Raw genomic sequence first — 25,782 nt, 5'->3', positions numbered from 1 at the left:
CGCCCCGCGCTTCCCGTCGACGGCGGTCGGGGAGGGGATACCCTTCGGCGGTGACTGATCAGCTCTGGCCCTGGCCCGCAGGGGCGGCGACCGGCATCGGGTCGCTGCCCGGTACCGACATCGCCGAGGCGCAGCGCATCGTGCTCGGCGAGCTGCCCGCCCTGCCGCACCTGGCCGAGCTGCCCGCCCGCGGCCCCGGCGCCGACCTGATCGGCCGGACCGGTGGGCTCCTCGTCGAACTGCCGGTCGAGCTGTACGCCGCCCGTTGGCGAATCGCGCCGCGCCCCGGCAAGGACCTGCGTCGCGCCCGCGACCTGATGGAACGTGACCTCGACCAGCTCGCCGAGCAGGCCGAGGGGTACGCCGGCCCGGTGAAGGTCCAGGCGGTCGGACCGTTCACCCTGGCCGCGTCGCTGGAACTGCCGATCGGCGGCCGGCTGCTCCGCGACCCGGGTGCGGTCCGGGACCTCGCCGGCTCGCTCGCCGAGGGGCTGCGCGGGCACCTCGCGGCGGTGAGCCGGCGGCTGCCGCGCGCCTCGGTGCTGCTCCAGCTCGACGAGCCGTCACTGCCCGCGGTGCTGGCCGGCCGGGTGCCCACCGAGAGCGGCTTCGGCACCCACCGGGCGGTGGAGTCCGGCGTCGCCGGGGCGCTGCTGCGGGGGGTGATCGAGGCGGCCGGGGCGCCGACCGTGGTGCACTGCTGCGCGCCGGACGTGCCGCTGGAGCTGATCCGCGGCGCCGGCGCCGTCGGCGTCGCCCTCGACCTCGGCCTGGTGACCGAGCTGGACCCGCTCGGCGAGGCGATCGACGCCGGGCTCGGGCTGCTGGCCGGCGCCGCGCCCGCGCTGCCGCCGGCGGCCGGTCGCGCGCCGACGTCGGCCCAGGTCGCCGAGCGGGTACGCCGACTCTGGGACCAGCTCGGCTTCCCCCGCCGCCGGCTCGCCGAGCAGGTCGTGGTCACCCCCGCCTGCGGCCTGGCCGGGGCCACCCCGGCGTACGCCCGGGCGGTCCTCACCGCCTGCCGGGACGCCGGGCGCCGGCTCCACGAGGAGTGAGGTTTCCTGTCGTACCGGCGGGGCAGGATGCCAGCATGATTGGACAGCTGCGTTCCACGGTGATCGACTGTCCCGACCCGCGCGCGCTGGCCGGCTTCTACGCGGAGCTGCTCGGCCTTCCGCTGATCGAGGACAACTCCGACGGTGACGACTGGGTCGTGCTCGGCGGCTCGCCCGGGCACCAGCCCCGGATCGCCTTTCAGAAGGCGCTCGACCTGCGGGCGCCTGACTGGCCCGACCCGGAACGGCCGCAGCAGTTTCACCTCGACGTGACGGTGGACGACATCGAGGCCGCGGAGAAGGCAGCGCTGGCGCTGGGCGCGCGACGGCTCCCCGGCGAGGGCGAGGGCTTCCGGGTCTACGCCGACCCGGCCGGCCACCCGTTCTGCCTCTGCTGGGACTGATCTCGGGCGGCGCGACTTGCGCGGTCCCGGCATGATCGCCACCGTGACCGACTCCCCATCACGTCGCGCCTCCGGTTCCCTCTTCAGTCTCGCCTACGGCGACGCCCTGGGCCGGCCCACCGAGTTCCTCACCGTCACCGAGATCGTCCGGCGGTACGGTCCGGCCGGGCCCCGGGAGCTGACCGGTGACCCCGCGCTGGTCACCGACGACACCCAGATGGCCCTCGCCGTGGCCTGGGCACTGCACGACGCGCCCGGGTACGCCCCGGAGGTGGTCGAGCCGCTGCTGCGGCGGCGGTTCGTCGAGTGGGCGGTCAGCCCGGACAACAACCGCGCGCCCGGGATGACCTGCCTGCGGGCCTGCGCCGAGCTGGACCGGGGCACCCGCTGGCAGGAGGCCACCGTGATCGGCTCGAAGGGGTGCGGGGCCAACATGCGGGTCACCCCGGTCGGGCTGCTCGACGTGGACCTCGACACCCTGGCCGGGCTGGCCCAGCTCCAGGCCGGGCTGACCCACGGGCATCCGACCGGCCTGGCGGCCAGCGAGCTGACCGCGTACGCGGTTCGGCTGCTGCGCGACGGCGCGGAACTGGCCGACCTGCCCGCGCTGCTCACCGACCGGGCCCACGGGCAGCGGACGGTCTACCGGGGCGACTGGCTGGGCGACCTGTGGCAGCGCCCCGGCGAGCGGACGGCGGAGGAGTTCATCGCCCGGGGCTGGGACGAGTGCCTGCGGGTGCTCGGGCGGCTCGACGCCGCGCTGGCCCGCCCCGACGACGGCGGTGACCCGTGCCGGCTCACCGGGGAGGGCTGGATCGCCGAGGAGGCCCTGGCCACCGCCCTGCTCTGCGCGTTGCGGCACCCGGACGACCCGGTCGGCGCGCTGGCTCGGGGCGCCACCACGGCCGGCGACTCCGACTCCATCGCGGCCCTCGCCGGCGCCTTCGTCGGCGCCGCGCGGGGCATGGCCGCCTGGCCGGTCGACTGGTCCACCCGCATCGAGTACGCCGACCAGCTCGCCACCCTGGCCGCCCCCCACGACTGACCCGTTCCGCGCGGCCCGCACCGCCCGGCGCCGCGACCGCACGGGACGCCCGCGCGCCTGGTCAGGGCGGGTGGCGGGACGGTTGTCAGCCCCGCCCGCTACGGTTCGGGGGTAGCAGGACCACAGGAGGTCGACAGCGGTGTCCGAAGGCGGCGTGTCCGAAGAAGCGATCCCCCAGGCGGTCAGCCCCGCACAGGAGGCGGCGGCCGGCGCCGAGCCGACCCCGGAGGCCCGGGAGCGGCACGCCACGCTCAGCCAGGAGCTCACCGAGCACCAGTACCGCTACTACGTGCTCGACGCGCCGACCATCTCCGACGCCGAGTTCGACAAGCAACTGCGCGAGTTGGCGGCGCTGGAGGCGGAGTACCCGGCGCTGCGTACGCCCGACTCGCCGACCCAGCGGGTCGGCGGCACCTTCTCCACCGACTTCACCCCCGTCACCCACGCCGAGCGGATGCTCTCGCTGGACAACGCCTTCGCCGACGAGGAGCTGGCCGCCTGGGCCGAGCGGGTCGAGCGGGACGCCGGGGGTCAGGTGCCCTACCTCTGCGAGCTGAAGGTCGACGGCCTGGCCATCAACCTGACCTACGAGAAGGGCCGGCTGGTCCGGGCCGCCACCCGCGGCGACGGGCGCACGGGCGAGGACGTCACCGCCAACGTGCGCAGCATCAGGGACGTGCCGTCCCGGCTCACCCCGTCCGCCGACTTCCCGGACGTGCCGGAGTTCCTCGAGGTGCGCGGCGAGATCTACTTCCCGGTCGCCGCCTTCGCCGACCTCAACGCCGGCCTGGTCGAGCAGGGCAAGGCGCCGTTCGCCAACCCGCGCAACGCCGCCGCGGGCAGCCTGCGCCAGAAGGACCCACGGGTCACCGCCTCCCGCCCGCTGCGCCTGGTGGTGCACGGCATCGGTGCCCGCAAGGGCTTCCAGCCGACCGCGCAGTCCGAGTCGTACGCGGCGCTGAAGGCGTGGGGGCTGCCCACCAGCGACCGCTGGCGGGTGGTGTCCGACCTGGCCGGCGTGGCGGAGTACATCGCCTACTACGCCGCGCACCGGCACGACGTCGAGCACGAGATCGACGGCGTGGTGGTCAAGGTCGACCCGGTCTCCATCCAGGGGCGGCTCGGCTCGACCAGCCGCGCGCCGCGCTGGGCGATCGCCTTCAAGTACCCGCCCGAGGAGGTGACCACCAAGCTGCTCGACATCGACGTCAACGTCGGGCGTACCGGCCGGGTCACCCCGTTCGCCGTCCTCGAACCGGTCCGGGTGGCCGGTTCCACGGTCGCCCTGGCCACCCTGCACAACGCGCGTGAGGTCGAGCGCAAGGGCGTGCTGATCGGCGACACGGTGGTGCTGCGCAAGGCCGGCGACGTCATCCCCGAGGTGCTCGGCCCGGTGGTCGACCTGCGCCCCGCCGACGCCCGCCCGTTCGTGATGCCGACCACCTGCCCGGCCTGCGGCACGCCGCTGCGCCCGGAGAAGGAGGCGGACGTCGACATCCGCTGCCCCAACTCGCGCAGCTGCCCGGCGCAGCTGCGCGAGCGGGTCTTCCACCTGGCCGGCCGGGGCGCCTTCGACATCGAGGTGCTCGGCTACAAGGGCGCCGCCGCCCTGCTCGACGCCGGGATCATTCACGACGAGGGCGACCTCTTCGCGCTCGACGCCGACCAGCTCGCCCGCTCGCCGTTCTTCGTCAACAAGGACGGCAGCCTCGGCAGCAACGCCACCAAGTTGCTGGACAACCTCGCCGTGGCCAAGGAACGGGACCTGTGGCGGGTGCTCGTGGCGCTCTCCATCCGGCACGTCGGCCCGACCGCGGCGCAGGCCCTCGCCCGACACTTCCGCTCGATCGACGCGATCGACGCGGCCGGTGAGGAGGAGCTGTCCTCGGTGGACGGTGTCGGCCCGACCATCGCCGCCAGCATCAAGGAGTGGTTCGCCGTCGACTGGCACCGCGAGGTGGTGGAGAAGTGGCGGCGGGCGGGCGTGCGGATGGCCGAGGAGGCCGGTGAGGAAGGGCCGCGTCCACTGGAGGGGGTGACCGTGGTGGTCACCGGCACCCTCGCCGGGTTCAGCCGGGACCAGGCGTCCGAGGCGATCCAGAGCCGCGGCGGCAAGGTCACCGGCTCGGTGTCCAAGAAGACCGGATTCGTGGTCGTCGGCGACAACCCCGGGTCCAAGGCGGACAAGGCGGCCAGTCTCAAGCTGCCGGTCCTCGACGAGGACGGCTTCCGGGTGCTGCTGGAGTCCGGTCCGGACGCGGCCCGGGAGGTGGCCCGCGTCGAGGGCTGAGGTCGCGGTCAATGTGAATCTTGGTGGGGCCTGGTCGCGTATTCCAAATTAATTACGACTACGACCGATTCGTGACTGTCGTGTCGGGGAAATCGGCACCGAGGGCGTTTCATTGGCGTACGGCGTGTGACCGGTGCGCGCCACGGCCGTTGCCCGGGAGGTGCGATGGAGGCGGCAGACCCGCGAAACTCCGTCCCGCCCGGGCGCGCCGCGCCGTTCTTCGGCTTCGTCGCGGCGATCGGGCTGCTGGCCGTGCTGGTCTCGGCCGGCCCGCTGGCCGGGCTGCCCGACCGGCTGTCCGGGATGCCGGCAGCCTTCTGGACCATGGCCGCGCTCGCCGTCGCCTGCGACGCCCGCCCGTTCGTGCCGCCCGGCCGGCGGGAGACCTCGGCGGTCTTCCCGTCGACCTGCTTCACCTTCGCCATCCTGCTCGGTTGGGGGCTCGGCCCGGCCGTCGCCGTGCAGGCCGTCGCGGTGGCCGTGTCCGGCTGGCGGATGGGCCACGCCCTGTGGCGCACCGGCTTCAACGCCGCCCAGTACGCCTGCGCGCTCGCCGCCGCGTACGCGGTCACCCGGCTCGGGCCGGGTGACCTCTTCGACGGCGGCCGGCTGCACTGGACCGACGTGGCGGTGGTGTTCGCCGCCGTCGCGGCCTGGTTCGTGGTCAACTACGCGCTGGTCAGCTCCGCGATCCGGCTGCGTTTCGGTGACCGCTGGTGGCCCAGCGTCCGGCTCGGCCTGGCGTACGAGCTGCTCGCCACCGGCTCGCTGCTGCTGCTCGCCCCGGTGCTGGTGGCCGCCGCCCGGGCCAGCGCCGCGCTGATCCCGCTGGTGCTGGTGCCGCTCTTCGCCGTCTACCGGATGGCCCGGCTCTCCGCCGAGCGGGAGCAGTTGGCCGCCCTCGACCCGCTCACCGGCCTGCCCAACCGCAAGGCGCTGCTGACCGAGGTGGCCGAGCAGGTGCACCTGCACACCGAGCGGACCGCCCGGCGCGAGCCGGACGCCCACCTGGCCCTGCTGCTGCTCGACCTGGACCGCTTCAAGCACGTCAACGACGCCCTCGGGCACGCGGTGGGTGACCGGCTGCTGGTCGAGGTGAGCGCCCGGCTGGCCGACGTGGTGGGCGAGCGCGAGCTGCTGGCCCGCCTCGGCGGCGACGAGTTCGCCATCGTCGTACCCGGACTGACCGGCGTCGACGAGGCACGCGAGCTGGCCGACCGGGTGGTCGCCGCGCTCGCCGAGCCGGTCGCGCTGGACGGGCTGCCGCTGGACGTCGGCGGCTCCATCGGCATCGCGATCTTCCCGGAGCACGGCGAGGACTTCGCCACCCTGATGCGCCACGCCGACGTGGCCATGTACGACGCCAAGCACCGCAACGACACCGTCGCCGTCTACGCGGCCGAGTCCGACCACAACTCGGCGGAGCGGCTCAGCCTCCTGGCCGACCTGCGCCGGGTGCTGGAGGCCACCCCGGCGGACCCGCCACCCGCCGGCGTACGCGGGGGTGACGGCGCCGCGCTCGCTCCCGCCCCCGGGCTGCCCGGTCCGGCGCACGCCGGCCGCGGTGACGGCACGCCACGGGGCCGGGACGGCGGTGCGGTGCGCCCGGCGGGCCGGCGCTGGCTGCGCCGGCGGCGCGAGCGGGCCGAGGTCCGCTCCGACGACGAGCTGATCAACAGGATCGTCACCGCGGCGGACCCGATCCGCCGCCGGGCCGCCCGCGCGTTCGCGCCAGAGGTGCCGGCGGGCCCGAAGGGGCCGGCGGATCCGGCCGGTGACCGCCGTGCGGACGGGCCGGGTGCTGATGCCGTCGACGACGCCGCGGCCGAGCCGCGCGGTGCCGCCCAGACCGAGGATCCAGCCGTCGACCCGGGCGAGATCACCATGTACTACCAGCCGCAGATCGCCATCGCGACCGGCGAGGTCGTCGGGGTGGAGGCGCTGCTGCGCTGGTGGCACCCGCGCCGGGGCATGGTCGACCCGGGGGAGCTGATCCAGGTCGCCGAGCAGAGCGCGGTGATGCGGCTGCTCACCCGCCGGGTGGTGGACGACGTGGTGGAACAGGTGGCGAAGTGGTCGGCGGCGGGCATCACGCTGCGCGCCGCGCTCAACGTCAGCGTCCGGGACCTGCACACCGGGGAGATCGCCGACCAGATCGCCGACCGGCTGGCCCGGTACGGCGTCCGGCCCGACCGGCTCCAGGTGGAGATCACCGAGGGTGCCCTGATGGCCGACCCGAGGCGCGTGCTGGCCAGCATCTCCCAGCTGCACCGGATCGGCGTCGGCATCGCGCTGGACGACTTCGGCACCGGATACTCCTCGCTGCAGCACCTGCGCCGACTGCCGCTGTCCGAGGTGAAGGTGGACCGGTCGTTCGTTCTCGGGATGGCCGAGGACCCGGACGACGCGGCGATCGTCCGGTCGATGATCGAGCTGGCCGGGGCGCTCGGGCTGCGGGTGGTGGCCGAGGGCGTGGAGGACGAGCGCACCTGGCGGCTGCTGCACGCGGCCGGCTGCGACGTGGCCCAGGGCTGGTTCCACGCCCGCCCCATGCCGGCCGAGGAGCTGGCCACCTGGCTGTCCCGGTACCGTCCGGTCCGCCCCACGGTGACCGCCGAGGCCGACGGTCCGCACCGCCCCGACCGCCGAGCGGGCGTCCCGGCGGACGGGCCGCCGGGGGAGTCGGAGGCGTCGGGGTGACGGCGGGACAATAGACTCGCTCCGGTCACCGCGCGTCATCGGCGCCGTCGAGCGCGCGGCCGGCACACCGCAGACGCAGCAGGACAGCCACGAAGGGGGCACCCGATGGCCGCCATCTCCCGCGAGGAGGTCGCGCACCTCGCGCGACTGTCGCGGCTCGCCGTCACCGAGGAGGAGTTGGACACCTTCGCCGGTCAGCTGGACGTGATCCTCCAGTCGGTCGCCCAGGTCGGCGAGGTCGCCGCGGCGGACATCCCGCCGACGTCCCACTCGGTGCCGCTGACCAACGTCCTCCGTGAGGACGTGGTGACGCCCGGACTGACCCCGCAGGAGGCGCTGTCGGGTGCGCCCGACGCCGAGGAGCAGCGGTTCCGCGTCCCGCGGATCCTGGACGAGGATGTGGCTTCATGACCGACCTGACGAAGCTGAGCGCGGCGGACATCGCCGGCCTGGTGGCCAACGGCGACACCTCCGCCGTCGAGGTCACGCGGGCGCACCTGGACCGGATCGCCGCCGTCGACGACCAGGTCCACGCGTTCCTGCACGTCGACACCGAGGGCGCGCTGGCCGCCGCCCGGAGCGTCGACGAGCGCCGCGCCGCCGGCGAGGAGCTGGGCCCCCTGGCGGGCGTGCCGGTCGCGGTCAAGGACGTGCTCACCACCAAGGGCGTGCCGACCACCGTCGGGTCGAAGATCCTGGAGGGCTGGCGCCCGCCGTACGACGCGACCATCGTCCAGCGGCTGCGCGCCGCCGGCACGGTGATGCTCGGCAAGACCAACATGGACGAGTTCGCGATGGGCTCCTCCACGGAGTACTCGGCGTACGGCCCGACCCGCAACCCGTGGGACCTGCAGCGCATCCCGGGCGGCTCCGGCGGCGGCAGCGCCGCGGCCCTGGCCGCGTACGAGGCGCCGCTGTCGATCGGCTCGGACACCGGCGGTTCGATCCGCCAGCCCGGCGCGGTCACCGGCACGGTCGGCGCGAAGCCCACCTACGGCGGTACCTCCCGGTACGGCCTGGTGGCGTTCTCCTCGTCGCTGGACACCCCCGGCCCGTGCGCGCGTACCGTGCTGGACGCCGCGCTGCTGCACCAGGTGATCGGCGGGCACGACCCGCGTGACTCCACCTCCATCCCGGCCCCGGTGCCGGACGTGGTCGGCGCGGCGAAGCTCGGCGCCAGCGGTGACCTGACCGGGGTGAAGCTCGGTGTGGTCACCGAGTTCACCGGCGAGGGCGCCGAGCCGGGCGTGATGGCCGCCTTCCGCGAGTCGGTCGAGGCCCTGGCCAAGCTGGGCGCCGAGATCGTCGAGATCTCCTGCCCACACTTCAAGTACGCGCTGCCCGCGTACTACCTGATCGCGCCGAGCGAGTGCTCCTCCAACCTGGCCCGGTTCGACGGCGTCCGGTTCGGCCTGCGGACCGGCGACGACGGCAACCGGTCGCTGGAGGAGGTCATGTCGCTGACCCGCGAGGCCGGCTTCGGGCCCGAGGTGAAGCGGCGCATCATGATCGGCACGTACGCCCTCTCCTCGGGCTACTACGACGCCTACTACGGCCAGGCCCAGAAGGTCCGCACCCTCATCACGCGGGACTTCAACGCCGCCTTCGAGCAGGTGGACGCGCTGATCTCGCCGACCACCCCGTTCGTGGCCTTCCCGATCGGGGCGCGCACCTCCGACCCGTACCAGATGTACCTGGCCGACCTGTTCACCATCCCGACCAACCTGTACGGCGGACCGGCCATCTCGGTCCCGTGCGGCCTCTCCGAGGGGCTCCCGGTCGGTCTCCAGGTCATGGCCCCGACCATGGCCGACGACCGGATGTACCGGGTCGCCGCCGCGCTGGAGTCCACGGTCGGCACGTTCACCCCGCCGGCGCTGTAACCCACGACCTGCGCCGCCGGCGCCAGCGGACCTCCGCCGGCGCCGGTGGCGTACCCGGGATCGAGGCGAGGGCCCCGCGATCAGGCCAGGCCGCGACGGCCGGCCTGCAACCCGGCCTGGAAGCGGTTCCGGGCGCCGAGCGCGGTGAGCAGGGCGGACGAGCGACGGCCCAGGGTGCGTACGCTCACCCCGAGCTCCCGGGCGATGGCCTCGTCCTTCAGGCCGGTGGCGAGCAGCCCCAGCAACCGCAGGTCCAGCTCGTCGCCCCCGATCGGGGGTCGCTCCGGGTCCCAGACCGGCAGCGGCGTGGCCTGCGCCCACAGCATTTCGAAGAGCTTCACCAGCGCCGACACCACCATCGGCGCGCGGATCACCAGCGCCGCGTCCACGGCCCGCTCGCTGGCCAGCGGCAGCAACGCCACCGAGCGGTCGCCGATCGCCAGCTTCAGCGGCACGTCCGTGTGCACCCGCGCCTGTTCTCCGGCCGCGACCGCCGACATTGCCTGTTCGAAGGCGCCGGGCAGTTCGAACGCCTCCGGGGCGTAGATCCCCCGCACGCTGGCCGCCCGGCCGAGCAGCTCGTTCTCGGGCACGTTCGCGGACGCGACCTCCTGGGCGTACGGCGGGCGGTCGAGGACCAGCAGTTCGCTCGTGATGCCGTGGCTGAGCTGGACGAACTGGGCCTCGACCGCGGCCCGGCCGGTGACGATCTCCAGCAGCTCGTCCGGGCTGGCCTGCAGCTCCGGCGGGAACTCCTCCGCCATCCGCTCGGCGGCGTGGCGGGCCGTGGCGAACTCCTCGGTGCGGCGGACGACCAGGGCGTTCACGGCGACGTCCGGGCGGGTCGCCAGCAGCCGGGTGCCGGAGCCGACGAGGCGGCTGAGGAAGCCGAGATCCTCCAGCCGGTCGGTCGCCGCACGCACCACCCGCACGCTCTCGCCGACCTGCTGGGCCAGCTCCGGCACGCTCGACTGGCGCCGGCGCAACAGCGCCAGGTAGACCGATTCCTCCACCGGGGTCAGACCCAACGACTCGAACACCCGGCCCCCCTTCCACGGCTGTCCGACCCAGGCCATGGCCGGGCTCGGCCACCCGAAACTGTGGCTATCGCTGCACGTACACGTCTAGACATGCAACATGATCTTCTCCCGATTGAGCGGCGTACTCGCGCTGGCCGTCACGGCCGCCGGTGCTGTCAACCTCGTCGCCACCGCCCCCGCGGCCGCCGCCGACGGCTGGCACCGCCCGCAGTGCGGCGTGGTGCAGGGCGACGGTTCGGTGACCTTCACCCGCAATGACGGCGCCTTCCTGGCACCGACCGCCACCGCCGTCACCCCGGTCGCGTACCCCCGGCTCGTCGCGCTGAGCACGCCGAACACCCTGCTGGCCCTCTCGAAGACGTCGATCCAGCGGTCCACCGACGCCGGCTGCAGTTGGCAGCGGATCGCCACCACCGAGCTGAACCTGGCGACATACGACCTGGCGGCCGGGCCGGCCGGCACCGCGTACGCGTACGGCATCAACGACCAGCCGGTCTACCGGGTGCAGGGCGACCAGACCACCGCGGTCGACGGCCCGGTGCCGGGCGACGGCGTGGCCGCGCTGGTGGTGGACCCGGGCGACGCGCGGGCGCTGCGCGCGGTCAGCAAGGCCGGGCAGATCTACGACTCCGGCGACGGCGGCGCCACCTGGACCGCCGTGGGGATGCCGGCCGGCGAGAACGAGTTCGTCTACAAGGCGGCCGTCGATCCCGCCGACCGGGCGCACGTCATCGTCGGGACCATGGGCAACGGCAGCTACGTGACGTTCGACGGCGGGCAGAGTTGGACCCGGTCGTCGGGGGTCGGGGCCACCCCGCACGCGAACGGCTTCTCCGTGGCCTTCTCCCCGGCGGATCCGCGGACGGTGTGGCTGGAGGGCTACGACCTCAGCCAGAACGACAACTCCGCCCGGCACATCTGGCGCTCGACCGACGGCGGCCGCAGCTTCGTGTCGGTGCTCGACGGCTCCGGGCCGACGCTGATCAACGGCACCCCGCTGTGGCCGAGCCCGGCCGACCCGGACGTGCTCTACTTCGCGTACGGCACCTGGTTCGGCGGTTACGGTACGGATCTCTACCGGTACGACGCGTCGACCGGCCGGCTGACCTCGCAGCACAACCCCCACGACGGGGTCGGCGGTGTCGCCTTCAACCCGGCCGACCCGCAGGTGATGTACCTCGGCGTGGTCGAGGAGCGCTGATCTCCGGGCCCGCCCGGGGGCACGGTTCCCCGGGCGGGTCGGGGCGCGTACCGGCGTGGATGGAAACCCGGAGGAGGTGACCGCACCCACCCCCATTAGGCTGGAACGGTTCCGTCCGGATCGCGCCTGGAGCTCAGATGACGACGACACTGCCCGCGTACGACGAGGTCGTCGCGCGCTACGAACCGGTGATCGGCCTGGAGACCCACGTCGAGCTGGGCACGAACACGAAGATGTTCTGTGGCTGCCCGACCGACTTCGGCGGCGAACCGAACACCCGGGTCTGCCCGGTCTGCCTGGGCCTGCCCGGCTCGCTGCCGGTGGCCAACAAGGCCGCCATCGAGGCGACCATCCGGATCGGCCTCGCGCTGCACTGCTCCATCGCCGAGTGGTGCCGGTTCGCCCGGAAGAACTACTTCTACCCGGACATGCCGAAGAACTTCCAGATCAGCCAGTACGACGAGCCGCTCTGCGTCGACGGCTACCTGGACGTCGAGGTCAACGGCGAAACTGTGCGGATCGGCATCGAGCGGGTGCACCTGGAGGAGGACACCGGCAAGACGCTGCACGTCGGCGGCGCCACCGGCCGCATCCACGGCGCGACCGAGTCGCTGGTCGACTACAACCGGGCCGGCATCCCCCTCGTGGAGATCGTCACCAGGCCGATCCCCGGCACCGGCGCGCTCGCGCCGGAGGTGGCCCGGGCGTACGTCACCGAGCTGCGCGACGTGATCCGTTCCCTGGGCGTCTCAGACGTCCGGATGGAGGAGGGCTCGCTGCGCTGTGACGTCAACACCTCGCTGAACAAGCCCGGCGAGGAGTGGGGCACCCGCACCGAGACCAAGAACGTCAACTCGCTCCGTTCGGTGGAGCGGGCGGTCCGCTCGGAGATGCTGCGCCAGGCGTCCGTCCTCGACGCCGGCGGCAAGATCACCCAGGAGACCCGGCACTTCCACGAGGAAACCGGCGACACCACCCCGGGCCGGTCCAAGGAGACCGCCACCGACTACCGGTACTTCCCGGAGCCGGATCTGGTGCCGCTCGCGCCCGACACCGCCTGGGTGGCCGAGCTGAAGGCCGCCCTGCCGGAGCTGCCGCGGCTGCGCCGCAAGCGGATCCAGCAGGAGTGGGGCCTGTCCGACCTGGACATGCAGTCGGTGGTCAACGCCGGCGCGGTCGAGCTGATCGAGGCCACCGTCGCCGCCGGGGCCACCCCGGCCGCAGCCCGCAAGTGGTGGCTGGGCGAGCTGTCCCGGCGGGCCAACGAGACCGGCGTGGAGCTGGCCGACGTCGGGGCCACCCCGGCCCAGGTCGCCGAGCTGCAGGGCCTGGTCGACGCCGGCAAGCTCAACGACAAGCTGGCCCGTACCGTCCTGGAGGGCGTGGTGGCCGGCGAGGGCTCGCCGACCGAGATCATGATCAACCGCAACCTGGAGGTCGTCTCCGACACCGGCGCGCTCACCGCCGCCGTGGACGAGGCGATCGCCGCCAACCCGGACGTCGCCGACAAGGTCCGCAGCGGCAAGGTCGCGGCGGCCGGCGCGCTGGTCGGCGCGGTCATGAAGACCACCCGCGGTCAGGCGGACGCCAAGACCGTCCGCGAGTTGATCCTGGCGCGACTCGGCGCCCAGGGCTGAAGCGCCTCCGGATGGCCGCCGTCGTGACCCGGCGGCGGCCTCCGGCCTTTCTTGAGCAGGCGGCCACCCCGCACCCCCTCGCACGCGGCGTCAACGGCGACGCCCGGATGGAGTCACCGTGAACCAGCACGACCTCGACGTCCTCGACGAGATCCAGCGGCGGGTGCTCTGGCTCGCCACCCGGATCGTGGACGCGGCCAACCACGACCGGAACACCGGCGACGGGGTGAAGGTGGGCGGTCACCAGGCGTCCAGCGCCTCGCTGGTCACCGCGATGACCGCGCTCTGGTTCGCCCACCTGGACGGCGAGGACCGGGTCGCGGTCAAGCCGCACGCCTCACCGGTCTTCCACGCCATCCAGTACCTGCTCGGCAACCTCGACCGGTCGTACCTGCCGAAGCTGCGGGCGCGCGGCGGGCTCCAGTCGTACCCGTCGCGGACCAAGGACCCGGACGGGGTGGACTTCTCCACCGGCTCGGTCGGCCTCGGCGCCGCCGCGCCGCTGTTCGCCGCGGTCACCCGCCGTTACGTCGACGCGCACTTCGGCCAGCGCCCGGACTCGCGGTTCATCGCCCTGATCGGCGACGCCGAGCTGGACGAGGGGAACATCTGGGAGGCGGTCGCCGACCCGGCCACCACCGGGCTCGGCAACGTGATGTGGCTGGTCGACTTCAACCGCCAGTCGCTGGACCGGGTCGTCCCGGGGGTGCGGATCAACCAGTGGCGCGGCCAGTTCGAGGCCGCCGGTTGGCACGTGGTCGAGGTCAAGTACGGGCGCAAGCTCGCCGAGGCGTACGCCCGGCCGGGTGGAACGGCGCTGCGCGACTGGATCGACCTGATGCCGAACGAGCAGTACCAGTCGCTGTTCGGGCTGACCGGGCCGGCCCTGCGCAAGCAGTTCCTGGACGGCGCGCCGGCCGGGATCGCCGAGTTCATCGCCGACATCCCCGACGACGAGCTGGGACCGCTCGTCACGGACCTGGGCGGGCACGACCTGGAGGCCATGCTCGACGCGTACGCCCAGTGCGACGCGGTCACCGACCGGCCCAGCGTCGTCTTCGCGTACACGGTCAAGGGCTGGGGCCTGCCCATCGCCGGTAACCCGCGCAACCACTCCGCACTGCTGTCGACCGAGCAGGTCGACGCGCTGCGGGAGGCCCGCGGCCTCACCGCCGAGACCGAGTGGGACCGCCTCGACCCGGCGTCCCCGGCCGGCATCCGGGCCGGCGAGCGCCGGGAGGCGCTGTCCCGCGCGCCGCGCGACCGGGCGCTGGGGGTCACCGTCCCGGAGACCACCAAGGTACGCGCCAACAAGCCCGTCTCCACCCAGGAGGTCTTCGGTCGGGTGCTGGTCGACCTGGCCCGCGATCCGCAGGTCGCGCCCTACCTGGTCACCACCGCGCCGGACGTGGCCACCTCCACCAACCTGGCCGGGTTCATCAACAAGACCGGCGTCTTCGCCCCGACGGAGCAGCGGTCCTGGACCGAGGACCGGATGCTGCGCTGGACGGAGAGCCCGGCGGGCCAGCACATCGAGCTGGGCATCTCCGAGATGAACCTGTTCCTGCTGCTCGGTCAGCTCGGCCTGTCCTGGGACCTGTCGGGTCAACCGCTGCTGCCGGTCGGCACGGTCTACGACCCGTTCGTGCTGCGCGGTCTGGACGCGTTCCTCTACGGCACCTACTCCGGCTCCCGGTTCGTGGTGGCCGGTACCCCGTCCGGCATCACCCTCGCCCCGGAGGGCGGCGCCCACCAGTCCACCATCACCGCCTCGGTCGGGCTGGAGCTGCCCGGGGTGACCTTCGTCGAGCCCGCGTACGCCGGCAGCCTCGACTGGCTGCTCTGCGACGCGCTCGGCCAGATCGCGCAGGGAGCGGTGCCGGCCGCCACCGCCGCGCCGGCCGAGGACGGGGCGTACTACTTCCGGCTCAGCACCCGCCCGATCGACCAGGCGCCGTTCGAGGCGGCCCGGGCCCGGCTCGGCGAGGCGGTGCTGCGCCGGCAGGTGGTCGCCGGGGCGTACCGGTTGGTCGACGCGCACGAGGCGTACCCGCACCTGGCGGACGCCCCGGTCGTGCAGCTCGCCGCCTCCGGCGCGGTGCTGCCCGAGGTTCTCGCCGCCGCCGCGGAGCTGGCGGAGGAGGGCGTGGCCGCGCACGTCGTGGACGTCACCTCGCTGGACCGGCTCTACCGGGCGTGGCAGCGGACCCTGCGCCAGGGCGTGCGCACCGCGACCGTGCCGAGCGTGCCCGGCGCGCTGCGGTCGGCCTTCGCCGACCGGGTGCCGGTGGTGACCGTGCACGACGCCGCCTCGCACGCGATGGCCTGGCTCGGCTCCGCCCTCGGTGCTCCGGCGGTGCCGCTCGGGGTGGACGAGTTCGGCCAGTCCGGCAGCGTCCAGGAGCTGTACGAGCTGCACGACCTGCTGCCCGGCAGCATCGTCAACGCCGCCCTGGCCGCCCTCTCGTTGCGCTGACCCCGCCCACCGCCCGGCCTGGTTCGGCGTGGCTCGGCCCAGCCTGGCCGGGCGGCGACGCCTGTGCACGCCGCGCTCAGTGATGCAAGCATCATGCGACGGGGCGGCGGGAGGCGGACCAGCGTCATCACTCGCCGTAAGTGTTGCGTGGACTGCGGCAGAGCAAAGGCGGCCGCAGACCTACCGGCGCCGGGCCGTTGGCCGGACGCCGCGTGACTGCGGCCGGTGCGCGGCGCGTCGAGGGGCGGCCGGCCGGCCGGGTCAGCCGGTGGTGGTGGGGCTGGGGCTTCCGCCGGGCAGCGACGAGGTGGGGGTCGGGGACTCCGGGGCGCCGCGGGTGGGGGTCGGAGTGACCGGCACCTGGTCGCCCTTCGTCGGGTCCTCGATGACGTGCCGTTCCAGGTTGACCTGCGACTGCCCGGTGCCGCCCACGGTGATGTCGTCGTACGCCTGGAGCAGCTTCTGCTGGTCGAAGTAGAGCACCGACATCGACAGCGGGGTGGGCTTCTCGCCCTCCAGCCCGCGCAGCCCGGCACCGCCGGTGGAGCCCTCCACCATCAGCTGGGTCGGCTGCCTGCCCGGCACCTGCGGCAGCCTCGACACCTGCCGGGCGTGGGTGTGCCCGGCCAGCACCAGCGGGCAGGTGCCGGAGAGCGGCCCCGCTGAGGCGGGGTCGTGCACCAGCGCGATGTTCACCTTGGTCGGTGAGTTCTCGACCGTCGTGGCGAGCTGCTCGCCGGCGCCGATCACCTGGTCGGCGACCTGCCTGGTCAGTCCGCTGCCCGCCGGGGAGGTCTCCTTGTCCGGGGTGAACCGGGGATCGCCGATGCCGGCGATGGTCAGCCCGGAGACGGTGACCGTCGCGTTGTCCAGCACGATCGCGTTCGGCTGCTGGGCCACCGCCGCGGCCGTCCGCGCCGAGTCGTGGTTCCCGCGGATGTAGACGTACGGCTTCTTGAGCAGGCCGATCGAACCGACGAAGGATGCCTCGGGCTCGCTGCCCCAGTCGGTGATGTCCCCGGTGTCGATCACCACGTCGATGCCGAACTGCTCGACGACCGTGCGGATGAGCTGCCACCCGGTCGGGTTGAGATGCATGTCGGAGACGTGCAGCACCCGGGTGGTGCCGGGCGCCGGCTGGTACACCGGCAGCGAGGAGACCGTGGTGTAGAGCTTGCTGACGTTGCCGACGAGCCGCTGCAGCTGCTCGGCGTACTTGGTGTAGTCGTTGGCGATCCGCCGCGCGTCACCGACGACCGCGGGCGCGTTGACCAGCAGCCCCTCGTAGCGGGGTTCCTCGATCGCCTGGGGGCGGATGGTGGCGGCCGCCAGCCCGAGGCTGCCGGCGGTGATCACCAGTGAGAGCCCGCCTGCCCAGGCCATCCGGCGTACGTCCCGGAAGACCAGCCCGGCCAGGAGCAGGGTGGCCAGCACGGCCGAGGCGAGCGTCTTCAGCCCGACACGCATCACCCCGGCGCGGACGTCCTCGACCGCCGACTGGCTGGCCCGGCTGATGCTGGCCGGGTCGTCGATCAGCGCCTCGGTCCGCCGCTGGTCCAGCGCGCCCAGCTTCACCGTGAGGTAGGCGGGCCCGTCGTGGCTGTCCAGCAGGAGCGCGCCCAGCGGCGGGATGTCGACCGTGGTGCCGCCGGTCAGTGACGGGCTCAGGCTGAGCTCCGCGCGGAAGGGCCCGATGTCGGTGCCGACGTGCCCACCGGCGTACGTGCCGGCGACGACACCGGTCAGGGTGACCACCAGCAGGGCCAGCACCGCGCCGGTCTGGCGCAACCGGGTCCGCAACCGTCCGCTCCGCCAAGGTCGGAACGCCCGGCGGCGGGCGCGCCCGGTCTCCGGGGCGGTCTCCGCCCCGGTCTCGCGCTGCTCGTTCTCCTGGCCGTCCATGCTGAGATTCTGTCCTGCCCGTTGAAGGATCTTGGTAAACCCGCGGGAACCGTCCGGCCTTCCACCGGTCCGGCCGGTGCCGATCGGACCGACCGGTCAGCTGCGCCCGGCACCGCCGTCGGCGAAGACCAGCCGCAGGATCCGGTCGTCCTCCGGGACCGGCCTGCCCCGGCCGTCCCGGTTGGAGGTGCTCACCCAGACCGAGCCGTCCGGGGCGACCGCGGCCGCCCGGAGCCGACCGTACTTGCCGGTGAGCAGCTCGCGGGGCTGCCCGAACACCGCGCCGTTCGCGGTCAGCTCGACCAGCCAGAGCCGCTGGCCCCGGAGGCAGGCGGTGATCAGCAGGCGGTCCACCGCGGCGAGTCCGGAGCAGGACGCGTCGGCGGTGCGCCACTGCACGATCGGGTCGACGAACCGCTTGTCGCCGCCGCGCCCCTCGAACTGCGGCCAGCCGTAGTTGCCGCCCTTGTCGATCCGGTTGATCTCGTCCCAGGTGTTCTGGCCGAACTCCACGGCGTACATCTGCCGGTTGGCCGTCCAGGCGAAGCCCTGGACGTTGCGGTGCCCGAGCGACCAGACCGGGGAGCCGGCGGTGGGGTTGCCGGGCGCCGCCTTGCCGTCCCGGGTGATTCGGAGGATCTTGCCGCCGAGGCTCTCCGGGTCCTGGGCGGTGGCCTGCTGGCCGGCGTCGCCGGTGCTCGCGTAGAGGTAACCGTCCGGGCCGAAGCCGAGCCCGCCGCCGTCGTGGTTGCCGGCCTTGGGGATGCCGGTGAGGATCGGCGTGGGTGGCTTGCCCAGCACCAGCCGGGCGATCCGGTTGTCCTGGGCGGTGGTGTAGTAGACGAAGACCGTGCGGTCCTTCGCGTACGCCGGGGAGACCGCGATGCCGAGCAGCCCGGCCTCGCCGCCGGCTGCGACGTCCGGGATGGTCTGCACCGGGGTGATCTTCATTCCCTCCGGACCGGACTCCGGGCCGACCTGGAGGATCCGGCCGCTGTCCCGTTCGGTCACCAGCGCGCCGCCGTCGGGCAGGAAGGCGATCCCCCACGGCACCGCCAGCCCCTTGGCCAGCACCGTGGCCACCACCTGCTGCCCGGCGCCACCCGGGCTCGCCGACACCGACGGCGTGGGCAGGTTCGGCGGCTCACCGGCCGGGTCGGGCTCGGGGTCGCCGAAGGCGCAGCCGGCGGCGCCGAGCAGCAGCGCCGCGCAGGACGCCGCCAACGCCGCCCGGACGCGGCGGGTGCGGGGGGACGGGGGACGCGCGCTCACCCGCCCCAGCCTAGCCCTGCCGGCCGGTGATGCGGGCGCTCCGGAACCGATGGTGCGTCGGCTGCCCGCCGGATTCTCCTCGCTCCCCCCGTCGCCGGCTGACCGGAGCCGGCCGACGGCTATCGTCGGCGGTCGTGAAGGTATGGATTCCGCACCCGGCCGGGCAACGGCTCCTCGGTGAGCTGCCGCCCGGGGTCACGGTGGAGCTGCTGGAGGATCCCACCCGGCTGCCGTCGGCCCCGGCGGACGTGCGGTTCTGGGTACCGCCCTTCCTCGCCGGCCCGGACGCCGGCGCCCTGCTGACCGAGCTGCCGGACCTCGCGGTGGTGCAACTCCTCTCCGCCGGGGCGGACGCCTGGGCGGGCCGGATGCCCGACGGCGTGACCCTCTGCGACGCCCGGGGCGTGCACGACTCGGCCACCGCCGAGTGGGTGGTCGCCGCGATCCTGTCCGCCCTGCGCGGCTTCGCCCCGCTGGCCCGCGCGCAGGGTCGCCGCGAGTGGGCGTACGACGAGGTGGCCCCGACCGACGAGCTGGCCGGCAAGCGGGTGCTGATCGTCGGCGCCGGCTCGATCGGGTCGGCGCTGCAGGCCCGGCTGGCCCCGTTCGAGGTCACCTTCACCCTGGTCGCTCGTACGCCGCGCCCGGCCGCCGGGGTGCACGGGGTGGACGAGCTGCCCGCCCTGCTGCCCGAGGCGGACGTGGTGGTGCTGCTGGTGCCGCTGACCGAGCGGACCCGAGGGCTGGTCGACGAGAAGTTCCTCGCCGCGATGCCGGACGGCGCGCTGCTGGTGAACGCGGCGCGCGGCCCGGTGGCCCGGACGTCAGCGCTGGTCGCCGAGCTGGCCTCCGGCCGCCTGCGGGCCGCGCTGGACGTCACCGACCCCGAGCCGTTGCCCGCCGACCATCCCCTCTGGGAGCTGCCGAACGTGCTGCTCACCCCGCACGTGGCCGGCTCGGTGCGGGGCCTGCTGCCCCGGGCGTACCGGCTGGTGGGGGAGCAGCTGCGCCGGTTCGTGGCCGGTGAGCCGCTGGTGAACCGGGTGGTCGACGGTTACTGACCGGCGGTCCTGTCGGCCGGGTTCAGCCGGCGTCGTCGGCCAGCTCCTGACCGGTGGCGGAGATCAGCCGGGGCAGATCGGCGGAGCGTACCGCGGGGAGCACGAGCAGTTCGCCGTCGTCGAGCCGGGCGACCGCCCGGCCGCGGGCGTCGCTGGTCAGCTCGGCGACCCGTTCCCACGGGACCCGCCGCTGTCCGGCGAGCGCCCGCAGCCGCAGCTCGCGCGCGTCGGCGTCGGTGCCGGCCCGCCAGGCCCAGACCGCGATCGCGAGCGGGATCAGCAACACCCAGAGCAGCCACCAGCGGGCGGTGGCCAGCGGCAGCGCGCCGATGAACGTGACGATCGCGGCGACCAGGATCGCCTGGTTGTGGCGGAAGTGGACGATGTCGGCGCGGCTCACCCTCCGATGATCGCACCCGGCCCGGGCGCCGGTACGGGCGGGCGGAACGACGGTGATCGGCGACATGAATGTGACGGATGTCACTGACCTGTCCCACAACCCCTGGTGTCCGGGATCGTTATCAGGCGTGGCCGTGCCGGGATCCCGCCCGGCGTCGTCCCCGTCCGTGTCCCGACCCGACCGCTGACCCCGCACGTCGCACCGCATCCGCACCGCCCCGTGCCCCCTCACGAAGGCGACCGCCGTGCCCGTCACCCAGCCCTCCGGCGACCCGCGTCGCCGGCCGCCGCTGCCCGAGATTCTCGTGTCGCTCTCCGGCGCGCTGTTCGTCCTGGCCGGTGCCGCCGGCCTCGTCCCGGCCCGGTCGGCCCTGGCCCTCGGCGTCGCCGCCGGCTGCGCCCTGGCGGGTGTCCGGCTCGCCTGGCTCGCCGGCGGGCCGATCAGCCACCCCGCGCCGGCCGTCCCGCCGGCTCCCACCGGGGCCCCGGGTTCGCCACCGGCCCCCGTCCGGTCCGCCGGGCGGTCACCTGCCGCCGCCGAGACGGCGTACCCGGCGGACGCGCCGACCGGGCGTCGGGTACGCCAGGCCGCCCTGTCCCGGCGGGTCACGGCGCTCCTCGACACGGCGGTGCTGGTCGCCGGACTCACCGTGGCCGTGCTGCCGCTGACTGACGCGGTGTACCGGCTGCCGGTCACGCTGGGCGGCCTCGCGGTCAGCGCCCCGCTGTACGCCCTGGCCCTGCTCCGCCTCCCCGGCCGGTCCCGGCTCTCCGCCGCGGAACGGCTGCGCCGCGGCGTCGACGTCCTCGGCCTGGGGATCAGTCTGTTCTTCGCCGGAGTGGTGCTGCTGCCACCCGGCGTGGTGCCCCCGGCGGCGCGGGTCGCCACAGCCGGCGGCGCGGTCGGGCTGGCCGTGCTGCTGGTGGGCGCGTTGACGGAGCGACGGCGCCGACCCGGCGCGGCCCGCTGCCTCGGCGGCGCCGCGGCCACCCTGGCCGGTCTCACCCTGCTCGTGGTGCTGCAGGCCTACGACGCGCCGGACCGGGCCGCCCTCGCCGCCGTGCCGCCCCTGCTGCTCGGCGCGCTGCTCACCGCGGTGGGCGCCCGGCGGGCCGCCGCCGGGGAACGTCCCGGGCCCGCCGGCCCGCCGGCCGCGTGGCCCGGACTGACCACGCCGGCCGGCATCGCCGCGCTCGCCGCCGGCCACCATCTGTGGACGGTCGGGGAGTTCACCGCCCCGGCGATGGCGCTCGGCCTGGCGGTCATCCCGCCGATGGTGCTCCGCGAGATGCTCGCCGCCGCCGACCAGCGGCGGCGAGCGGTGCGGCTGGCCGAGCACGAGGCGCGGCTGCGCGCGCTCATCGCCGACGCCCGGCCGGTCGTTCCGGAGCACGGCGCGGACCCGCTCAGCCGGCTGGCCGGCCGGCGCGAGCTGCTGGGGCGGCTCGCCGGTCGGGCGGGCGGCGCGCTGCTCGTCGTCGACCTGCTCGGCCTCGACGACGGGTCGGGGGTGGCCCGTCCGGTGCTGGTCGAGGCCGCCCGTCGGCTGCGCGCCGGGCCCGGCCCCGACGACCTGGTGGCCCGCCTCGGCGGCACCGGGTTCGCCGTGCTCACCGACGTCGGGCCGGTGCTCGCGTACGCGCTGGGCACCCGGCTGGTGGCCGCGCTGTCCGGGCCCTACCCGTCGCCCGGTGGGCCGCGCCGGCTGCGGGTCGGGGTCGGGCTGGCCGAGACGACCGGCGGTGACCCGGAGGACGTGCTGCGCCAGGCCGAGCTGGCCCGGCGGCGCGCGGTGCAGCTCGGCGGGGACCGGGTCGAGTGGTACGACGCGTACCTGGAGGAGCAGTTGGTCCGCCGGCTCGACCTGGAACGGGAACTGCCCGGCGCGGTGGCCCGGGGTGAGCTGGACCTGGTCTATCAGCCGGTGCTGGCGCTGTCCGACCGGCAGCCGGTGGGCACCGAGGCGCTGCTGCGCTGGCGCAGCCCGGTGCTCGGCACCGTGCTGCCGGACGAGCTGCTGCCCGTCGCGGCCGACCTGGACCTGCTCGGCGAGGTGGGGCGGTGGGTGCTGGACCGGGCCTGCCGGCAGCTCGCCGACTGGTCCGACAGTGGCCGGAAGCTGTGGATGGCGGTGAACGTGACGCCCGGCGAGTTGGGCGCCCCGGACTTCGTGGCCCGGACGGTGACCGCCCTCGCCGCGTACGGGGTGCCGCCGGAGCGGCTGGTGGTGGAGGTGGCCGAGCCGGTCGTCACCGCCGAACTGCCCACGGTGGTGGCCCGGTTCGCCGGCCTCCGCTCCCTCGGGGTCCGGACCGCGCTGGACGACTTCCGCGCCGAGCACGCCTCGCTCGCCCAGCTCCGCCGGCTCCCGATCGATCTGCTCAAGGTCGGCCCGCACCTGGTCGGGCCGGCCCCTGACGGGCAGCCGCCACTCATCGAGGTGGTGGCCAACCTGGGCGACCGGCTCGGCCTGGAGGTGGTGGTCGAGGGGTTGGAGTCGGACGCCCAGGTGGCCTGCGCCCGGCGCGCGGGTTGCCGCTACGGGCAGGGTTTCGCCCTCGCCCGGCCGGCTCCCGTCGAGCGGGTCGAGGCGTGGTTCGAGGAGTTCCCCTCGACCCTGCGCTGAGCTGGCCGGCCGGTGGATCGACTGAACCGGTTCACCGGACCCGCGGCGGGGCCGTGCTGCCGCGCGGGGTCAACTGTGCCGTCTCGTCCTGGAGGCCGCTGACCGGCTCGCCCGCGATGACGGCGAGCAACTGCCGCGCGGCGTGCGCCCCGTACGCCGGGATGTCCCGGCCCAGCGCGGTCAGCGGCGGGTGCACCAACTGGCAGAGCGGGGAGTCGTCCCAGGCCACGATGGACAGGTCGCCGGGGACGGTGAGGCCCATCTCCTGGGCGACGGAGAGGCCGGCGATCGCCATCACGTCGTTGTCGTAGATGACCGCGGTGGGCCGGTTGGCGGAGCTGAGCAGCCGCCGGGTGGCCCGGGCGCCCTCCTCGCCGGTGTAGTCGGACCAGACCGTGGTCGCCTCGTCCAGCCCCAGGCGCCGGCACACCTCGGTGAACGCGTCCGTGCGGATCTCGGTGTGCAGCAGCGAGGGCAGGCCGCCGACCCGGGCGATCCGCCGGTGCCCGAGGGCGACCAGGTACTCCACCGTCTCCGCCAGGGCCGCCGCGTCGTCCGACCAGACGCTGGCCAGGTTGCCGGTGTGGCCGGGCCCGCCGATCACCACCGCCGGCAGTTGCAGTTCTTCGAGGGCCGGCACCCGCCGGTCGTCGGTGCGCAGGTCGCAGACGAACACGCCGTCCACCCGCCGCTCGGCCCACCACCGTCGGTAGACCGCGATCTCCGCTTCCTGGTCGGCCACCACCTGGAGGGTCAGCGCGTACGAGCGGGCCGACAGCTCCGCCTCGACGCCGCTGATCAGCTCCATGAAGAACGGCTCGATGCCCAGTATCCGAGCCGGCCGGCACAGGGCCAGGCCGACCGCCTTGGCGGTGGCCCCGGAGAGCGCCCGGGCGGCGCTGCTCGGGCTGAACCCCATCTCGGCGGCGATCGCCAGGATGCGCTGACGGGTCGCCTCGGACACGCCGGGCTGCCCGTTCAGCGCGTACGACACCGCGCCCTTGGAGACCCCGGCCCGCCGGGCGACATCGGCGATGGTCGGCCGCTTCACCCGCGTGCTCCTCCACTTGTCCGGCCCTCCGGGGGCAGGTTCCTCGCCGCCGGGGGTGACCGGCCGCTGTCACGCTACTGCAAGGGGTCCGGCGGCCGGTCGGCACGGCGGGGCCCGGGACTGAACCGAGCAGCCCGTCGCTTGCGCGGTTAAGCGTACGACCATCCGCACCGGTTTCCGCCAGGTCTTCGCTCACGAATCTGCTCCGGAGAGCGCTTCACCACGCATGGTCGCGCTCCCAGCGCATCGGAAAGGTTACGGGAGGGGCTCGCTGTTAACCGGCCGTTGACAGTGTCGTGGGCCACCCGTACGGTGTGCTCACTTATCCGGTTCAGTCAACGTCTCTCGATCTCGGGAGCGTTCCCAGTTTGGCGCGGAGGATGACATGAAACGGTCCTGGACGCACTGGGCCCGGGCGGCCACCGTGGGTGCCGTCAGCCTGGTCATGGTCGCGGCGTGCAGTGGCAGGAGCACCACCGGCGGCTCGGACGGGGGCGAGGGCCAGATCACCCTGAAGATCAATTTCTGGGGCGACTTCGGGCTCCAGGACCTCAAGGCCAAGTACGAGGCCGCGCACCCGAACGTGAAGATCCAGCTGAACTCGGGCGAGTACAACGCCCAGCACGAGGACCTGCAGAAGAAGCTCGTCGCCGGCAACGGCGCGCCGGACATCGCCGCGATCGACGAGGGCTTCATGGTCCAGTTCCGCAGCCAGTCCGACAAGTTCGTCAACCTGCTGGACAAGGGCGCCGGTTCGTACGAGAGCAGGTACCTGCCCTGGAAGTGGAAGCAGTCCCTGTCGGCCGACGGCAAGACCCAGATCGGCCTCGGCACCGACGTCGGCGGCCTGGCCATGTGCTACCGGACCGACCTGTTCAAAGCCGCCGGCCTGCCCACCGACCGCGACCAGGTCTCCGCGCTCTGGCCCACCTGGGACAAGTTCATCGAGATCGGCCAGCAGTACACCGCCAAGACCAACAAGAAGTTCATCGACTCGGGCACCAACCTGTTCAACCCGATCCTGGGCCAGCAGCCGGTCGGCTTCTTCGACGAACAGGACCAGCTCCAGATGGACGGCGGCCCGAAGGTCGCCTTCGACTACACCGTCAAGGCCATCCAGGCCGGTCTCTCGGCCAACCTGGCCAGCTTCCAGGCCGACTGGGACAAGGGCTTCACCAGCGGCTCCTTCGCCGTGCTCGCCTGCCCGGCGTGGATGCTCGGCCACATCAAGGACACCGCGCCCGGCACCCAGGGCAAGTGGGACATCGCCGCGGTGCCCGGCGGCGGCGGCAACTGGGGTGGCTCCTTCCTGACCATCCCCAAGCAGGGCAAGCACGTCGACGAGGCGTACAAGCTGCTGGAGTGGCTGGTCGCGCCGGAGCAGCAGATCGAGATCTTCAAGAAGGTCGGCAACCTGCCGTCGCAGCCGGCGCTCTACGCCGACCCGGCGATCGCCGACTTCAAGAACCCGTTCTTCAACGACGCCCCGGTCGGGCAGATCTTCCCGAAGATGGCGCAGGGCCTCACCCCGCAGTACCTCGGCAGGAAGAACGGCCCGACCCGGGTCGCCGTCGAGAACGTCATCAACCGGGTGCAGAACAAGAGCCTGAAGCCGGACGCCGCCTGGGGCGAGGCGGTCAAGGAGGCCGAGAAGGCCGCCAACTCCTGACGCAGCACCGGTGGGGGGGGGGGGGGGGGGGGGGGGGGGGGGGGGGGAGCCCCCCCCCCCCCCCCCCCCC

18 protein-coding genes are annotated in these 25,782 nt (G+C 74.0%); 13 read left to right on the top strand and 5 right to left on the bottom strand.

What is annotated here, in order from left to right; all coding sequences use genetic code 11:
- Positions 1-50 precede the first annotated feature (50 nt).
- The 7 genes from ACL02O_RS07600 to gatA all read left to right on the top strand — a co-directional run bounded on the left by ACL02O_RS07600 (position 51) and on the right by gatA (position 9,377).
- On the top strand, positions 51-1,055 hold the full coding sequence (locus ACL02O_RS07600; RefSeq protein WP_412817260.1) for a uroporphyrinogen decarboxylase/cobalamine-independent methonine synthase family protein: 1,005 nt from the start codon (positions 51-53) through the stop codon (positions 1,053-1,055).
- Between the two features lie 35 nt (positions 1,056-1,090).
- Positions 1,091-1,459 carry a VOC family protein gene (locus tag ACL02O_RS07595; protein ID WP_412817259.1) on the top strand — a complete coding sequence of 123 codons (369 nt, stop codon included), beginning with the start codon at positions 1,091-1,093 and terminating at the stop codon, positions 1,457-1,459.
- Between the two features lie 31 nt (positions 1,460-1,490).
- Positions 1,491-2,504 carry an ADP-ribosylglycohydrolase family protein gene (locus tag ACL02O_RS07590; protein ID WP_412817258.1) on the top strand — a complete coding sequence of 338 codons (1,014 nt, stop codon included), beginning with the start codon at positions 1,491-1,493 and terminating at the stop codon, positions 2,502-2,504.
- 154 nt (positions 2,505-2,658) lie between these two features.
- The gene (ligA, locus tag ACL02O_RS07585) at positions 2,659-4,794 is read left to right on the top strand and encodes an NAD-dependent DNA ligase LigA (RefSeq protein ID WP_412817257.1); all 2,136 of its coding nucleotides are present in this window, start codon (positions 2,659-2,661) and stop codon (positions 4,792-4,794) included.
- A gap of 165 nt (positions 4,795-4,959) precedes the next feature.
- Complete coding sequence (locus ACL02O_RS07580) at positions 4,960-7,494, top strand: putative bifunctional diguanylate cyclase/phosphodiesterase (RefSeq protein ID WP_412817256.1); 2,535 nt, start codon at positions 4,960-4,962, stop codon at positions 7,492-7,494.
- Positions 7,495-7,599: 105 nt separating this feature from the next.
- Positions 7,600-7,905, top strand: coding sequence for an Asp-tRNA(Asn)/Glu-tRNA(Gln) amidotransferase subunit GatC (gene gatC / locus ACL02O_RS07575; protein ID WP_278107312.1), 306 nt, complete (start codon positions 7,600-7,602; stop codon positions 7,903-7,905).
- A complete protein-coding gene (gatA, locus tag ACL02O_RS07570; RefSeq protein ID WP_412817255.1) occupies positions 7,902-9,377 on the top strand; it encodes an Asp-tRNA(Asn)/Glu-tRNA(Gln) amidotransferase subunit GatA in 1,476 nt (491 codons plus the stop codon). The genes gatC and gatA overlap by 4 nt, the downstream gene beginning before the upstream one ends.
- A gap of 80 nt (positions 9,378-9,457) precedes the next feature.
- Here the strand turns inward: gatA and ACL02O_RS07565 are convergent, their stop codons facing one another.
- Positions 9,458-10,417 carry a hypothetical protein gene (locus ACL02O_RS07565; RefSeq protein WP_412817254.1) on the bottom strand — a complete coding sequence of 320 codons (960 nt, stop codon included), beginning with the start codon at positions 10,415-10,417 and terminating at the stop codon, positions 9,458-9,460.
- A 97-nt stretch (positions 10,418-10,514) separates the two neighbouring features.
- On the opposite strand from ACL02O_RS07565, the gene ACL02O_RS07560 reads away from it, so the two are divergent.
- The 3 genes from ACL02O_RS07560 (at position 10,515) to ACL02O_RS07550 (ending at position 15,731) form a co-directional block, all read left to right on the top strand.
- Complete coding sequence (locus ACL02O_RS07560; RefSeq protein WP_412817253.1) at positions 10,515-11,618, top strand: WD40/YVTN/BNR-like repeat-containing protein; 1,104 nt, start codon at positions 10,515-10,517, stop codon at positions 11,616-11,618.
- Positions 11,619-11,755: 137 nt separating this feature from the next.
- On the top strand, positions 11,756-13,255 hold the full coding sequence (gene gatB, locus ACL02O_RS07555; protein ID WP_412817252.1) for an Asp-tRNA(Asn)/Glu-tRNA(Gln) amidotransferase subunit GatB: 1,500 nt from the start codon (positions 11,756-11,758) through the stop codon (positions 13,253-13,255).
- 118 nt (positions 13,256-13,373) lie between these two features.
- On the top strand, positions 13,374-15,731 hold the full coding sequence (locus tag ACL02O_RS07550) for a transketolase-like TK C-terminal-containing protein (protein ID WP_412817251.1): 2,358 nt from the start codon (positions 13,374-13,376) through the stop codon (positions 15,729-15,731).
- 261 nt (positions 15,732-15,992) lie between these two features.
- Here ACL02O_RS07550 and ACL02O_RS07545 read toward each other — a convergent pair whose 3' ends face one another.
- Positions 15,993-17,633, bottom strand: coding sequence for a metallophosphoesterase (locus ACL02O_RS07545; protein ID WP_412817250.1), 1,641 nt, complete (start codon positions 17,631-17,633; stop codon positions 15,993-15,995).
- A gap of 96 nt (positions 17,634-17,729) precedes the next feature.
- Complete coding sequence (locus ACL02O_RS07540; protein ID WP_412817249.1) at positions 17,730-18,905, bottom strand: PQQ-dependent sugar dehydrogenase; 1,176 nt, start codon at positions 18,903-18,905, stop codon at positions 17,730-17,732.
- A 134-nt stretch (positions 18,906-19,039) separates the two neighbouring features.
- Here ACL02O_RS07540 and ACL02O_RS07535 point away from each other — a divergent pair, with 134 nt between their 5' ends.
- Complete coding sequence (locus tag ACL02O_RS07535; protein WP_412817248.1) at positions 19,040-19,966, top strand: 2-hydroxyacid dehydrogenase; 927 nt, start codon at positions 19,040-19,042, stop codon at positions 19,964-19,966.
- A 22-nt stretch (positions 19,967-19,988) separates the two neighbouring features.
- Here ACL02O_RS07535 and ACL02O_RS07530 read toward each other — a convergent pair whose 3' ends face one another.
- Positions 19,989-20,366 carry a PH domain-containing protein gene (locus ACL02O_RS07530; RefSeq protein ID WP_412817247.1) on the bottom strand — a complete coding sequence of 126 codons (378 nt, stop codon included), beginning with the start codon at positions 20,364-20,366 and terminating at the stop codon, positions 19,989-19,991.
- A gap of 244 nt (positions 20,367-20,610) precedes the next feature.
- On the opposite strand from ACL02O_RS07530, the gene ACL02O_RS07525 reads away from it, so the two are divergent.
- Positions 20,611-22,992 (top strand): putative bifunctional diguanylate cyclase/phosphodiesterase, encoded by a 2,382-nt coding sequence (locus ACL02O_RS07525; RefSeq protein ID WP_412817246.1) that lies wholly within the window; start codon positions 20,611-20,613, stop codon positions 22,990-22,992.
- Positions 22,993-23,023: 31 nt separating this feature from the next.
- On the opposite strand, the gene ACL02O_RS07520 is transcribed toward ACL02O_RS07525, so the two are convergent.
- Positions 23,024-24,043: a LacI family DNA-binding transcriptional regulator gene (locus ACL02O_RS07520; protein ID WP_412817245.1), complete on the bottom strand. Its 1,020-nt coding sequence runs from the start codon at positions 24,041-24,043 to the stop codon at positions 23,024-23,026.
- A gap of 385 nt (positions 24,044-24,428) precedes the next feature.
- On the opposite strand from ACL02O_RS07520, the gene ACL02O_RS07515 reads away from it, so the two are divergent.
- A complete protein-coding gene (locus ACL02O_RS07515; RefSeq protein ID WP_412817244.1) occupies positions 24,429-25,712 on the top strand; it encodes an ABC transporter substrate-binding protein in 1,284 nt (427 codons plus the stop codon).
- Positions 25,713-25,782: the final 70 nt, after the last annotated feature.

The sequence above is a fragment of the Micromonospora mangrovicola genome (genome assembly GCF_047200535.1).
GTDB lineage: Bacteria > Actinomycetota > Actinomycetes > Mycobacteriales > Micromonosporaceae > Micromonospora.
The sequence above is the reverse complement of the archived record's forward strand: the minus strand, read 5'-3'. Positions and strand labels throughout refer to the sequence as shown.